The organism is Hydrogenophaga sp., assembly GCF_030656115.1.
In the GTDB taxonomy this organism is placed as follows: Bacteria; Pseudomonadota; Gammaproteobacteria; order Burkholderiales; family Burkholderiaceae_C; genus Hydrogenophaga.
In genome coordinates this window covers 32,002-45,566 of sequence record NZ_JAUSOO010000037.1, presented here as the reverse complement: position 1 = coordinate 45,566, position 13,565 = coordinate 32,002, and the positions used below count along the sequence as shown (strand labels likewise).

The 13,565-nt window shown below is 70.6% G+C and carries 7 protein-coding genes; 5 read left to right on the top strand and 2 right to left on the bottom strand.

The features are described 5' to 3' along the window. Nucleotides 1-11 precede the first annotated feature (11 nt). The 3 genes from Q7J58_RS04615 to Q7J58_RS04605 all read left to right on the top strand — a co-directional run bounded on the left by Q7J58_RS04615 (nucleotide 12) and on the right by Q7J58_RS04605 (nucleotide 2,783). Nucleotides 12-161: a lmo0937 family membrane protein gene (locus tag Q7J58_RS04615; RefSeq protein ID WP_304824089.1), complete on the top strand. Its 150-nt coding sequence runs from the start codon at nucleotides 12-14 to the stop codon at nucleotides 159-161. Between the two features lie 109 nt (nucleotides 162-270). Then, nucleotides 271-1,968: an ATP-binding protein gene (locus Q7J58_RS04610; protein WP_304824086.1), complete on the top strand. Its 1,698-nt coding sequence runs from the start codon at nucleotides 271-273 to the stop codon at nucleotides 1,966-1,968. Beyond that, the gene (locus tag Q7J58_RS04605; RefSeq protein ID WP_304824083.1) at nucleotides 1,965-2,783 is read left to right on the top strand and encodes a response regulator; all 819 of its coding nucleotides are present in this window, start codon (nucleotides 1,965-1,967) and stop codon (nucleotides 2,781-2,783) included. Before Q7J58_RS04610 ends, Q7J58_RS04605 begins: the two co-directional genes overlap by 4 nt. Nucleotides 2,784-2,804: 21 nt before the next feature. Here the strand turns inward: Q7J58_RS04605 and Q7J58_RS04600 are convergent, their stop codons facing one another. Both Q7J58_RS04600 and Q7J58_RS04595 read right to left on the bottom strand, forming a co-directional pair. Next, complete coding sequence (locus tag Q7J58_RS04600) at nucleotides 2,805-3,554, bottom strand: SDR family oxidoreductase (protein ID WP_304824080.1); 750 nt, start codon at nucleotides 3,552-3,554, stop codon at nucleotides 2,805-2,807. A gap of 97 nt (nucleotides 3,555-3,651) precedes the next feature. Beyond that, entirely contained in the window at nucleotides 3,652-4,260 is a 609-nt protein-coding gene (locus Q7J58_RS04595; RefSeq protein WP_304824077.1) for a glycine zipper 2TM domain-containing protein, read from the bottom strand. A gap of 279 nt (nucleotides 4,261-4,539) precedes the next feature. Between Q7J58_RS04595 and Q7J58_RS04590 the strand changes: the two genes are divergently transcribed. After that, entirely contained in the window at nucleotides 4,540-4,782 is a 243-nt protein-coding gene (locus tag Q7J58_RS04590; RefSeq protein ID WP_304824074.1) for a hypothetical protein, read from the top strand. Between the two features lie 3 nt (nucleotides 4,783-4,785). After that, a complete protein-coding gene (locus tag Q7J58_RS04585; RefSeq protein WP_304824071.1) occupies nucleotides 4,786-13,467 on the top strand; it encodes a glucoamylase family protein in 8,682 nt (2,893 codons plus the stop codon). The last annotated feature ends 98 nt before the right edge of the window (nucleotides 13,468-13,565 follow it).

Below are 13,565 nucleotides of genomic sequence, written 5' to 3'. Positions count from 1 at the left end.
GGAGCCATCCCATGCTTTACACCCTCGCCGTCGTGCTGCTCATCTTGTGGTTGCTGGGCCTTGTCACCTCGACCACCTTGGGCGGCTTCATCCATGTGCTGCTGGTCATTGCCGTGGTGGTGGTCCTGTTGCGCGTGATCAGCGGGCGCAAGCCGTTCTGAATTTTTTGTAACCTGTTGTGTGGGTTGGCGCACAGACGCCGCACACGGGCCCAATGTACGGTAGCAGGCTGCGCACGGATCTGGGCGCTGACCTCAAACCCCACACACGATGCACGAAAACCCCCCGCGTCTCGGCGCCGACGGTCCACGCGACACCACCGAGCAAGACCGGCGCAACGCCCTGCTGAAAGCGGGCGCGTTGCAAAACGCGATCCTGACCAGCGCCAACTTCTCGATCATTGCGACCGACGAGAAGGGCATCATCCAGCTCTTCAACGTGGGTGCCGAGCACATGCTGGGCTACCGGGCCGACGAGGTGGTCAACCAGATCCGCCCCAGCGACATGCACGATCCCGAAGAGGTGCGGGCCCGCGCGCTGCAGCTGAGCCAGGAGCTGGACACGCCGATTGCGCCCGGCTTTGAGGCGCTGGCCTTCAAAGCCTCGCGCGGCATGGAAGACATTTACGAGCTGACCTACATCTGCAAAGACGGCAGCTCGTTCCCGGCCATCGTGTCCATCACCGCGCTGCGCGACGACCACGGCGAACTCATTGGTTACCTGCTGATCGGTACCGACAACTCGGTGCGCAAAGGGGTGGAGCTGCAGCTCAACGAAGCCCTGGACGCCGCCGAAAAAGCCAACCGCGCCAAGACCGACTTCATCTCCAGCATGAGCCACGAGCTGCGCACGCCGCTCAACGCGATTCTGGGTTTTGCGCAGTTGGTCGAGTCGGGTACGCCCGCGCCCACGCCCACGCAAAAGCGCGGCATCAAACAAATTCTGAAAGCCGGCTGGTACCTGCTGGAGCTGATCAACGAGATTCTGGACCTGACCCTGATCGAGTCGGGCACGCTGAGCCTCTCGGGCGAACCGGTGTCGCTGGCCGAGGTGCTGCAGGAATGCCGCGCCATGGTGGAAGACCAGGCCCGCCAGCGCAGCATCGGCATGGTGTTTTCGCGTCTGGAAATGCGCCATTTTGTGAAGGCCGACCGCACGCGCCTCAAGCAGGTGCTGATCAACCTGCTGTTCAACGCCATCAAATACAACCACCCGGGCGGGCACGTGACCGTGGCTTGTGCCCTGAGCGCGCCCGAGCGGGTGCGCATCAGCGTGCGCGACACCGGCCCCGGTCTCAGCGCCGAGCAACAGGGGCAACTGTTCCAGCCCTTCAACCGGCTGGGCCAGGAGTCCGGCGGCGAAGAGGGCACCGGCATTGGCCTGGTGGTCACCAAGCGCCTGGTGGAGCTGATGGGTGGGGTCATTGGGGTGGAGAGCACGCCCGGCGTGGGCAGCGTGTTCTGGGTGGACATGCCGCTGTGCATGGCCGCGCAACCGCTGGCCAGCGACCCCCTGGCCCTGGAGTCCACCCGCGCCGAGGTGCCTCAGGGCGCCCCGCAACACACCGTGCTCTACGTGGAAGACAACCCGGCCAACCTGGAGCTGGTGGAGCTGATCGTGGCCCGGCGCACCGACCTGCGCCTGCTGGGCGCGGCCGACGCCAGCGTGGGCATTGAATTTGCCCGGGTCTACCAGCCCGAGGTGATTTTGATGGACATCAACCTGCCCGGCATCAGCGGTGTGGAGGCGCTGAGGATTTTGCGCGCCGACCCGACCACCGCCCACATTCCCATCATTGCGCTGAGCGCCAACGCGGTGCCGCGCGACATCGAGCGCGGCCTGGCCGCCGGGTTTTTCAACTACATCACCAAACCGATCAAGGTCAACCAGTTCATGGAAGCGCTGGACCAAGCCTTGGCCTTTGCACAGACCGGTCACGAACCGGCACCGACCCAGGAACCCGCATGACCCTTGCCGCCCACGACCTGCTCAGCGCCCGCATTCTCATCGTTGACGACCAGGCCGCCAATGTGCTCCTGCTCGAAGACATGCTGGCGGCGGCGGGCTACACCCAGGTGTTCAGCACACAGGACCCGACCACCGTGTGCGCCATGCACCGCCGCCAGCCGTTTGACCTGATCTTGCTGGACCTGCAGATGCCGGTGATGGACGGTTTTCAGGTGATGGAAGGCCTGAAAGCCAACAACGCCAACGACTACCTGCCGGTGCTGGTGATCACGGCCCAGCCGGGCCACAAACTGCGTGCGCTGCAGGCCGGTGCCAAAGACTTTGTGAGCAAGCCGTTTGACCTGGTGGAGGTGAAGACGCGCATTCACAACCTGGTGGAGGTGCGCCTGCTCTACCAGCGTCTGGCCCACCAGAACAAACTGCTGGAAGCCGAGGTGCTGGAGCGCACCGCCGAACTGCGCGAGAGCGAAGCGCGCTACCGCAGCCTGACCGAGCTGGCCACCGACTGGTATTGGGAGCAAGACCGCGAAGGGCACTTCACCAAGGTGTCGGGCCCGGTGCTGGAGATGCTGGGCATCCGCGTGGACGCACTGGCCGACGATGCCGTGGCGCCTGCCGACGACGGCTGGGACGAGGCGCAGCGCCAGGCGCTGCAGGCCCGCATCAGTGCGCGCACGCCGTTTCTGGACGTGCGCCTGAGCCGCCGGTGTGCCGACGGTCTGCACAAGGAATACCGCGTCAGCGGCACGCCCATGTTCGATGGCGCCTGCAACTTTGTCGGCTACCGGGGCTTCGGGGTCGAGATTCTGGGCTGAGCCGCTGAGGGGTTGAGCCGCTCAGCGCGCCAGGTAGCCGCCGTCCACCGGGTAATAAGCCCCGGTCACGAACGAGGCCCGGGGCGAGGCCAGCCACACCACCAACTCGGCCACCTCTTCCGACTCGCCCAGCCGCCCCATGGGGTGGGCCGCCACCAGCATGCCGTGCACCGCCGGGTCTTCGTCCAGCGCGGCAATCATGGGCGTGCGGATGAAGCCCGGCCCCACCGCGTTGATGCGCACACCCTCGGCGCCGTATTCCAGCGCGGCGGTTTGCGTGAGGCCCACCACGCCGTGTTTGGCCGCCGCGTAGGCCGGTGCCGACGCAAAGCCCACCGCGCCCAGGATGGACGCCACGTTCACGATGGCGCCGCCGCCGGTGCGCAGCATCGCCTCGATCTGGTACTTCATGCCGTAGAACACGCCCGAGAGGTTGACCTGGATCACCTGCGCCCAGCCGTCCAGCGGGTAGTCGGCGGTGCGCGCGCTGGGGCCGCCAATGCCGGCGTTGTTCACCGCCACATCGAGCCGCCCAAAGTGGGCACAGCAGCGGTCCACCAGGTTCTGGCAGTCGGCGGGGTTGCCCACGTCGGCGGTCACGGCCAGGGCTTCGCAGCCCTCGGTACGCACCAGAGCGGCGGTTTCTTGCAGGCCGGCGTCGTCGCGGTCGGACACCAGCACCGACGCCCCTTCGCGCGCACAGGCCAGCGCCACGGCACGGCCAATGCCGGAGGCGGCACCGGTGATCAAAACCACTTTGTTCTTGAGCATGTTGTGTTTCCTGAAAAACAGGGAGACGAAAAAAGCCGCGTGGGCCACCCGCACAGGGGTGGGCCCACGCAGCATAGGCCATGAATATGTCAGCCGCTCAGGTGCGGGGTTCGCCCGCGCTGTTCACGGTGATGGTGCGTCCCGGTGCCGAGGTCGTCTGCGCGCGGTGGCTGATGCCCCGGAAGGTGTAGGTCACGTCCCAGTAAGCGGGCGTGCTGCGGCCGGTTTCTGGCGTGCAGCGTTGCACATCTTGCGTGCCCACGGTGTTGCCGTAGCGGTCGGTGCCCACGCTGGAGCCGATGGCGGCACCCGCCACCGCACCGCCCACGGTGGCCAGGTCGCGCCCGCTGCCGCCGCCCACCTGGTGGCCCAGCACGCCGCCGATCAGCGCGCCGATCAGTGCCCCCGGCACGTTCGCCGCGGGCCGCTCCGGCACGGCTTCGCGCTCGATCCAGCAACGCTGTTCGGGCGCACCCATCACGGCGCGCACCGACGTTACGTCGGCCTGGTAGAGCGGCTCGTTGTTGCGGCGGCGGTAGTCGCGTGCGGGTGCCGGCTGGCTGGGGTGGGTGTAGACCCGTGCCGGTGCGGCCTGCACCACCGGCTGGTCGTACACCGGGTAGGGCGCGGCGCAGCCGGCCAGGGCCAGCACCGCCACGGCGGTGAGGCTGAGGGTCCAGGGGAAACGGGTGGGGGTGTGGTGCATGGGGTTCCTGAGCGTGGCAGCGGGGTGGTGCGTGGGGTTGGGTGCTGGGGGCGCTGGGCCCCTGCACCCAAAACCGGGTGGAAACCCACCTTACGTGGCCCGCTGCACCCCGTCTGTTCGCTGGCGCGCACACCGGCCGTGCACGCCCTGGGTCGCGGGGCCGGCGTCGGGTGCGAATGTTCGTCAGCGAACAGACGCCCACCGAGCCCGCCGCTATAAACAAGCCTGCTGTTTTCACCCGCCTGCTGGCTTGCCTGCCGGCTGCCACCGGAGCCCACCATGTCCAAATACGCCTCACTTGCGCCCCACTGGGTCACCTCGTCGTTGGGCTGCCCGGCCGATGCCGCAGCGCCCCAGCATGCCGCGCTGGGCGACCACCTGGCGCAGTGCAGCGCGCAGCGGGGCCGCCTGCAGCGCCTGGAAAACGGGGCTGGCTCCCTGCGCCGTCTGGTGGCCGGGCGCTTTGTCACCGCCGCCTTGGTGGTCACGCTGCTGGTGGGTGCTTCTCTGATGGCGCTGTAACGCATGGCCGTTGATCTGTTGCGCGCCCGCTGGGCTTGGGTTCCGCAGCAGATCGAGCGCATGCTGGATGCGCGGCAAGGCTCTGCGCTGGACCCGATCCGGGCTGAAATTCTGGGCCCCACCCGACTGGAGGCGCACGGCCGTTGCCTGGCGCTGTCGCAGCACGCCGGCAAGGCGGCCTTTGGCCGGGCCACCTTTTACCCCCGCCTGCAAAGCAACATCCGCACGCTGCGCGCCTCGTTTCGCTACATCGCCGCACAGGCCGACGACGGGCACGACCTCAGCCCGGCGGCCGAGTGGCTGCTGGACAACTTCCACCTGATTGAAGACCAGTTGCGGGAAATCCACGAAGGTCTGCCCGCCCGCTACTACGCCAGCTTGCCGGTGCTGCAAGACGCGCCCCTGGTGGGCTTGCCGCGCATTTACGGCGTGGCCTGGGCCTTTGTGGCCCACACCGACAGCGCGTTCGACGAAGCCCTGCTGATCCATTTTCTGAACGCCTACCAGGACGAGCGCGCCCTGACCCAGGGCGAGCTGTGGGCGCTGCCCACCACCTTGCGCGTGGTGCTGGTGGAAAACCTGCGGCGCCTGGCCGACCGGTTGGCCAGCCACAAAGCCGCACGCGCGCTGGCCACGCTGTGTGTCCAGCGCATTCAGACGCTGGATCTGGAGGCGGTGCAGGCCATGCACAAGCTGATGAACCGCCGTGGCGTGGGGCTGGTGTTTCTGGCGCACCTGGCGCAAGGGCTTGCCACCCAGCGCGCCACGCCCGAGCAGGCCCCGCTGGCGAACATCCAGGCCTGGTTGCAACAGACGCTGCCTGACTGGGCGGCGCTGCAGATGCAGCTGCACGCCGACCAGGCGGCCGACAGCCTGAGCGTGGGCAACGCCGTGACGGCGCTGCGCCTGATCGGGGCCGCCGATTGGCCCGACACCATCGCCCGCACCAGCCGGGTGATGCGCGTGATGCTGGCCTCGCCCGTGTTCGTGGCCGAAGACGACGCCACCCGCAGCGCCACGCTGCACGGCATTGAGCGGCTGGCGCTGCGCAGCGGCCACGACGAAGCCACCGTGGCCCGGGTGCTGCTCGCCGCCATGACCGCCGCCAGCGGCCCCGCCGGCCTGGCCCAACACGCGCTGGCCGGTGACGGCCGCCCTGCGCTGGAGCAGGCGCTGGGCATGGGGCACCGCGCATCGGTGGCCGCCCGTGTCTGGCGCCTGGCCGTGCGCAGGGGACGCACACCGGGCTACCTCGGCGCGCTGGCGCTGGGCACCGTGCTGCTGGTGGCCGGGCTGCTGCACGCGGCCGGCTGGCGCGTGGACCCTTCGAACCCCGCCTTCTCCGCTGCCAGCACCTGGCTGGGGCTGCTGGTGGGCGCGCTGATGCTGCTGCCCGCGTCCGAAGCGGTAGGCTCGGTGGTGAACCGCCTGATCACCGAGTCGGCCCGGCCCGTGCACCTGCCGCGCTTTGCGCTGGCCCAGGGCATACCGGCCACGGCCCGCGTCATGGTGGTGGTGCCCGCCTTGCTGAGCCACTCCCAGGCCATCGCGCAAGCGGTGCACCGGCTGCACCTGCATTACCTGGCCAACCCCGAACCCTGCGCCCAATTCGCCCTGCTGAGCGACTGGGCCGACGCCGACACCCCCGAGCAAGCCAGCGATGCCGCGCTGCTGGCGCAGGCACACAGCCTGCTGAGTGCGCTGAACGAGCGCTACCCCGCGCTGCCCGGCGACGCTCCCCGCTTTGTGCTGTTGCACCGCGCCCGCAGCTACAGCGAAACCCAGCGCCAGTGGATCGGCTGGGAGCGCAAGCGCGGCAAGCTGGAGCAGCTGGTGGCCGCCCTGGTCAGCCACACGCCAGGCCCGTTTCTGGATCTGGGCGCGCTCTCGCACATGGCCGCCGACACCCGCTACCTGCTGACGCTGGACAGCGACACCCAGTTGCCCCCCGGGCGCCTGCGCGCGCTGGTGGGTGTGGCCCTGCACCCTGAAAACCAGCCCCGGCTGGACGCCAGCGGCCAGCGCGTGGTGCAGGGCTACGGCATCTTGCAGCCGCGCGTGGTGGCACCGCTGCCCGCGCAGGCACGGCCCACGCCGTGGCAGTGGCTCATGGCCGGGCAGCAAGGCATCGACCCCTACAGCGCCACCACCTCCGACGTGTACCAGGACCTGCTGGGCGAAGGCAGCTTCACCGGCAAGGGCCTGCTGCACGTGGCCACGCTGCACGCCGTGCTGGGTGCGCGCCTGCCCACCGAACAGGTGCTCAGCCACGACCTGCTCGAAGGCGCGCTGGTGCGTTGTGGCGTGGTGTCCGACGTGACGCTGATCGAGCCCGAGCCCGAGCATGTGGACGCTGCCGCCGCGCGGTTGCACCGCTGGGCCCGGGGCGACTGGCAGTTGCTGCCGTTTCTGCTGCAACGCCGGCGCTGGCCGCTCACGCCCATCAACCGCTGGAAGTTGCTGGACAACCTGCGCCGCTCGCTGGTGGCGCCGGCCTCGTTGCTGTTGATCGGGCTGGCCAGCGCCGGCCAGGGCCTGCCGTTGTGGAGCGCCCTGGCGCTGGTGCTGGCGGCCTACGCGGGTGGTCCGATCATGGGCGCGCTGGCCGGGTGTGTGCCCGCGCGCGCCCAGGTGCTGGGGCCGCGTTTTGTGCGCGCTGGCGCGCTGGACGGTTTGCGTGCCCTGGGCGGGGGCTTGTGGCAGCTGGCGCTGCTGCCGCGCCAGGCCGTGCTGTTCACCGACGCCGCCGTGCGCGCGCTCTACCGCCTGGCCGTGAGCCGGCGCCACCTGCTCGAATGGACCACCGCCGACGCCGCGCAGGCCAGCCTGAAGACCGCGCTGCGCGCCACCCTGGTGCGCCACCGCAGCGCACCGGTGACCGCGCTGGTGTTGCTGCTGGTGCTGGGCCTGAGCACCCCCGCGCCCGGTGCCCTGGCGTTGGTTTTGCTCGCGTTGTGGGCCGTCACACCGCTGCTGGTGTGGCTGGCCAACCGGCCCTGGCCAGCGCAGCCCGGTGCGGCGCTGGCCCCCGCCGACCGCGACCTGCTCGCCGGTGTGGCGCGCGACACCTGGCGGCTGTTCGAGCGCTGCGTGGACGCGCCAAACAACCACCTGCCGCCCGACAACCTGCAGACCGTACCGTTTGAGACGGTGGCGCACCGCACCTCGCCCACCAACATCGGGCTCTACCTGCTCAGCGCCGCGTGTGCGCGCCAGTTCGGCTGGATCGGTACCCAGGACCTGCTGGCGCGGCTGGACGCCACGCTGGCCACGCTGCACCAGATGGAGCGCCACCACGGCCATTTTTTGAACTGGTACGGCACCCAGACCCTGCAGCCCCTGCTGCCGCGCTACGTGTCCACCGTGGACAGCGGCAACCTCAGCGCCCACCTGCTGGCGGTGGCGCAGGCCTGCGCGGCGCTGGCGCGCGACCCCTTTGCGGCGCTGGCCAACGAGCGGGCGGTGCAGTGCTCCCTGGCGCGGCTGCGGCCGCAGGTGGGCCTGCTGCCGCGCCTGCTGCACCGGGCGGGTCCTGAGTCGGCCACCGGCCGGTTGTTGGCCCTGGCCCCCGCCATGGTGCCCGGCACGCCCGCGTTTGAGCACGTTCAGACCCTGCTGCGCCAGGCCCGTGGCGAGCTGGACGCGGTGACGCCGCCGCACAACCCGCTCACGGTGGGCACCGAGCCCACCGACTGCGACGAGCTGGCCTGGTTGCTGGGCGACCACATCGCCACCGTGCAATCGGCCAGCCTGGACGCGCTGGCGGCCCATGCCGGGCAGAGCGCGCAGACCACCCAGCGTTTGCTGGCGATGGCCGACGCGCTGGAGCAACTGGCCTGGGCGCCCGACTTCCGGTTTCTGTACCACCCCCGGCGCCACCTGCTGCACATTGGTTACCGGGTGCTGGAGCAGCAGCTCGACACCTCGTTTTACGACCTGCTGGCGTCCGAGTCGCGCACCACCAGCCTGCTGGCCATGGCCAAAGGCGATGTGCCGGTGCGCCACTGGAGCGCGCTGGGCCGCCCGTTTTTTGCCAGCGGCACCCTGGCGGTGCTGCGTTCCTGGTCGGGCTCGATGTTCGAATACCTCATGCCCACCCTGGTGCTGGCCGAGCCACAGGGCAGCGTGTTGCACGAGGCCGGGCGCTCGGCCCTGCAGGCGCAGCGGGCGTTTGTGCGCGAGCGCGGCATACCCTGGGGCATTTCCGAAAGCGCGCACGCCGGGCGCGACCACACCCTGGCCTACCAGTACGCACCGCAGGGCGTGCCCAACCTGGCGTTGCGCACCACCCCCGCGGCCGAGTGCGTGATCGCTCCCTACGCCACCGCCCTGGCCGCCCAGATCGACCCCGCTCTGGCGTGCCAGAACCTGCGCGCCCTGAGCGCGCTGGCCGCGCGCGGGCGCTACGGCTTTGTGGAAGCGCTGGACTACACCCACACCCGCCAGAGCCACGGCCAGGGCTTCACGCTGGTGAGCACCTACATGGCGCACCACCAGGGCATGAGCATCGTGGCGCTGGCCAATGTGTTGCTGGGCGGCGTGGCACAGCGCTGGGGCGCGGCCAACGCCCGCATCGAAGCCGTGGCCGCGCTGCTGCACGAGCGCGCACCGCGCGACCTGCCCCGGCTGCAAGAGCACCCCCAGCGGCCGCTGCCCATATCGCACCGGCACCGCCACGAAGCCAGCCGCACCGTGGTGCCCGGCGCGCAGGCGCTGGAGCCCACGCAACTGCTTTCCAACGGGCGCTACAGCGTCACGCTGCGGGCCAACGGCGCGGGCTGGAGCCGCTGGGGCAGCACCGGCATCAGCCGCTGGCGCGACGACGCGCTGCGCGACGCCTGTGGCCACTTCGTCTACCTGCGCCAGGGGCAGGCCGGTACCCCGGTGTCGCTCACCAGCCACCCGGCGCCCGACCCCGGCGCCACCTACCAGAGCCGGTTCCAGACCGACCGCGTGTGTTTCGAAGCCCATTGGCCCGAGCAGCACACGCTGTGCACCGTGTGGGTGAGCCCCGAAGACGACATTGAATTCCGCAAGCTCGTGTTCACCAACCTCAGCGACCGGGCGGTGGAGGTGGAGTTGATCGCCTGCTGGGAGGTGACGCTGGCCAGCCACGCCGCCGACGAGGCCCACCCGGCTTTTTCCAACCTGTTTGTGCAGGCCGACTGGTTGCCCGGGCAGCAGGCGCTGCGCTTTGAACGCCGCCCGCGCCTGCCCACCGAAACCACCGTGCAGGCGGTGCATTTTGTGGCCGACACCGAGGGCGAGGTGCTGGGCCTGCGCTGCCAGACCGACCGCCTGGCCTGGCTGGGGCGCAACCACGCGCCCAGCCAGCCGCGCGCCCACCTGGTGCCGGTGCCGGGTGCGGCCGGGGTGCTGCCCACCGGTCTGGACCCGGTGGCCGCCCTGGGCGTGACGCTGCGCGTGGCGCCCGGTGCGCAAGCCCGCGTCACCTTCGCCACCGCCGTTTCCGACGACGCCGCCACCCTCATGGCGGTGCTCGACAAGTACCGCCAGCCCAGCTATGTGGAGCGGGCCTCGGTGATGTCGGCCACGGTGGCGGGCATTCCCTCGCCCTCGCAGCGCCTGCATGCGGACCACCTGTGCGCGCTGCAGGCGCTCACCACCGCGATGGTGCTCACCCTGCCCAAGCAGGGGCCGGCTGCGGGCCACCGCAAGCCCACGCCCCCCGCGGCCTGCGACCGCCGCGTGCTGTGGCCGCTCGGCATCTCGGGCGACCGACCGCTGCTGCTGGTGACGGCCGGCGTGCCCGAAGGCCTGGCCGTGCTGCGCGCGCTGGTGCAAGCGCTGCGCGAGTGGTCGCGCTGCGGTGTGGCCTGCGACCTGGTGCTGCTCAGCAGCGAACCCCATTCGTACCTGATGCCCCTGCAGCGCGAACTGGTGGCGTTGCAAGCGCAGCACGCGAACGACCAGCTGGGCCGCCAAGGCCCGGCGGTGACCGGCCTGCACCTGCTGCGGGCAGACACCTTGTCCTCCGAGCAGTTCGGCGCGCTGCAAGCCCTGGCCCGGGTGCGGATCAGGACCGATGGCCACCCGCTGCTGCCGCAGATCACCGCCTGGTGTGCTCAGCACGAAAGGCCTCCGTCGCTGCGCTGGCATGGCGCTGCGGCGGTGCGGGTGCCCTGCCACCAGCCAGACACCCGCACCGCCGCCGTGGGCCACTTTGATCCCGACAGCGGGGCCTTCCGTTTTGACGTGGGCCCGGCCCAGCGCCCTGGCAAACCCTGGATCAACGTGCTCGCCAACCCCGCCCTGGGCACGCAGGTGTCCGAGAGCGGTGCCGGCAACACCTGGGCCCTGAACAGCCGGCTGAACCAGCTCACCGCCTGGTCCAACGACCCGGTGGCCGACCCGCCCGCCGAGTGGTTTTTGCTGCAAGACCGGCGCACCGGCGAGGCCTGGAGCCTCGCGCCCTCGGCCTGGGGCCACCCGCAGGCGGTGTACCAGGTGGAGCACGGCCAGGGCTACACCCGCATCGGCCACCGCCACGGGCCGCTGGCGGTGGAACTGCGCTGGTGTGTGGACGCCCACACCGCCGTGAAGCAGGTGAGCGTGCGGCTGGTGAACCACGGCACCCGCACGGCCTACCTGCGGTTGACCGGCCTGGTGGAATGGATGATGGGCGAGAAGCGCAGCGACCGCGCCACGCTGCACACCCAGGCCCACCACACCGACCCCGCCAGCACCGACCTGCTGGGCTTGCTGTGCACCCAGACCGAAGCCGGCCAAGGCTTCGGGGGCGGCACCGCCTTTTTCTGCGCCGTGGCCGCCGGAGCACACACCGCCAATGGGTCCCCCGACGCCGACAGCCCAGGGCTCAACGACGGCCTGGACTGGACCTGCGACCGGGGCGCCTTTTTTGACCCCCAGGGCCAACTGGTGCTGCCCGAGCACCTGGGCCAGCGCAGCGGCGACGGGCTCGACCCCTGCGCGGCCATCAGCCGCCTGATCACCCTGCGACCCGGCGCGAGCCAGGAGCAGCGGTTCCTGCTGGGCTACGCCGCCAGCCCTGCCGAGGCCCAGGCGCTGGCGCTGCAAGCCGTGCGCACCACCGCAGCCGAGCGCGAGCGCTGTGTGCGGGCGCAGTGGGACGCGCTGCTGGGCGCCACCCAGGTCAGCACCCCCGACCCGCTGCTCGATGCGCTGGTCAACCGCTGGCTGCTCTACCAGACCGTGTCCAGCCGCCTGTGGGCCAAGGCCGGCTTCTACCAGGCCGGCGGCGCCACCGGCTTTCGCGACCAGCTGCAAGACGCCATGGCCCTGGTGTGGGCGCAGCCCGGCATCTTGCGCGACCAGATCGTGCTCTGCGCCTCGCGCCAGTTCGAGGCCGGCGACGTGCAGCACTGGTGGCACGACCCTGGCGGCGCCGGTGTGCGCACCCATTTCTCAGACGACCTGCTGTGGCTGCCCTTTGCCTGCGCCCACTACCTGCGCGTCACGGGCGACACGGCGGTGCTGGACCACCGCGTGCCCTTTCTGGACGGCCCGCCCGTGCCCGAGGGCGCCGAAGACGCCTACGACACGCCGCGCACCAGCGAAGCCACGGCCAGCGTGTACGAACACGCCGCCCGCACCATCGACCGCAGCCTGGCCGTGGGCGTGCACGGCCTGCCGCTCATGGGCACGGGCGACTGGAACGACGGCATGAACCGCGTGGGCCACGAAGGGCGCGGCGAATCGGTGTGGCTGGCGTGGTTTCTGTGCGCCATCGTCACCGACTGGATACCGCTGGCGCGCCACCGCGGTGAACACCTGCGCGCCGCGCGCTGGCACGTTGCTTTGCAGTGCTGGGGCGACGCCCTGCAAACCACCGCCTGGGACGGCGGCTGGTACGCGCGCGCCTACTTTGACGGCGGCAGCGCCCTCGGCTCCCACCGCAACGCCGAAGCGCGCATCGACCTGATCGCGCAGGCCTGGTCGGTGCTGTCGGGCATGTCGCATTCCAGGCGGCTGCTGGAGCGCCAGCGCCTGGCCATGGACGCGGTTGAACACCACCTGGTGGACGCGCAGAACGGGTTGATCCAGTTGCTTGCACCCCCGCTGGCCCAGGCCACGCCCAGCGCTGGTTACATCCAGGCCTACCCGCCGGGGGTGCGTGAAAACGGCGGCCAATACGCCCACGCAGGCGTGTGGGCCCTGATGGCCGCCGCCGCCCTGGCGGTGCGCGAGCGCGCACCAGGCCCCACCGAGCCCGGCCACGACCACGCCGCCGGCGACACGCCCTACCGCTACTTCACCTACCTCAGCCCGGCCCACCGGGCCCAGCACGCGGATGGAGGCGCCGCCTACGGCCTGGAGCCCTATGTGATGGCCGCCGACGTGTACAGCCAGCCCCCTTACGCCGGGCGCGGCGGCTGGAGCTGGTACACCGGCGCCGCCGGCTGGATGCACCGCGCGGCGGTGGAGTCCCTGTTGGGTTTGCAACTGCGCGCCGACGGGCTGCGCTTCGTGCCGTGCCTGCCGTCGCACTGGCCCCGCGCCGAACTGCGCCTGACGCGCGACGGGCGCACCCTGCGCTTCGTGCTGCTGCGGGCCACGCCGGCGGCCGCGCAGGCGGCCTGCACCCAGATGGGCGGGCGCTTGTTGCCCGTGGCCGAGCGGCTGCGCTGGGCCGATTGGCCGGGGGACGGCTGCTTTGTGATCCCGCTACCGCCCAGCGCCTAGCTGCCTGCGAGAGAGGCTGAAAGGCCCTGCCGTACGGCGCCCACCCACGCTGCTGGGTGGGCCGACCGGGACCGACGTTGGTGCGATACCGTACAGAC

Bases quoted from the DNA above. Each gene is read 5' to 3' on its own strand.
- Q7J58_RS04615 (WP_304824089.1), top strand. From the start codon at position 12: ATGCTTTACACCCTCGCCGTCGTGCTGCTCATCTTGTGGTTGCTGGGC.
- Q7J58_RS04610 (WP_304824086.1), top strand. From the start codon at position 271: ATGCACGAAAACCCCCCGCGTCTCGGCGCCGACGGTCCACGCGACACC.
- Q7J58_RS04605 (WP_304824083.1), top strand. From the start codon at position 1,965: ATGACCCTTGCCGCCCACGACCTGCTCAGCGCCCGCATTCTCATCGTT.
- Q7J58_RS04600 (WP_304824080.1), bottom strand. From the start codon at position 3,554: ATGCTCAAGAACAAAGTGGTTTTGATCACCGGTGCCGCCTCCGGCATT.
- Q7J58_RS04595 (WP_304824077.1), bottom strand. From the start codon at position 4,260: ATGCACCACACCCCCACCCGTTTCCCCTGGACCCTCAGCCTCACCGCC.
- Q7J58_RS04590 (WP_304824074.1), top strand. From the start codon at position 4,540: ATGTCCAAATACGCCTCACTTGCGCCCCACTGGGTCACCTCGTCGTTG.
- Q7J58_RS04585 (WP_304824071.1), top strand. From the start codon at position 4,786: ATGGCCGTTGATCTGTTGCGCGCCCGCTGGGCTTGGGTTCCGCAGCAG.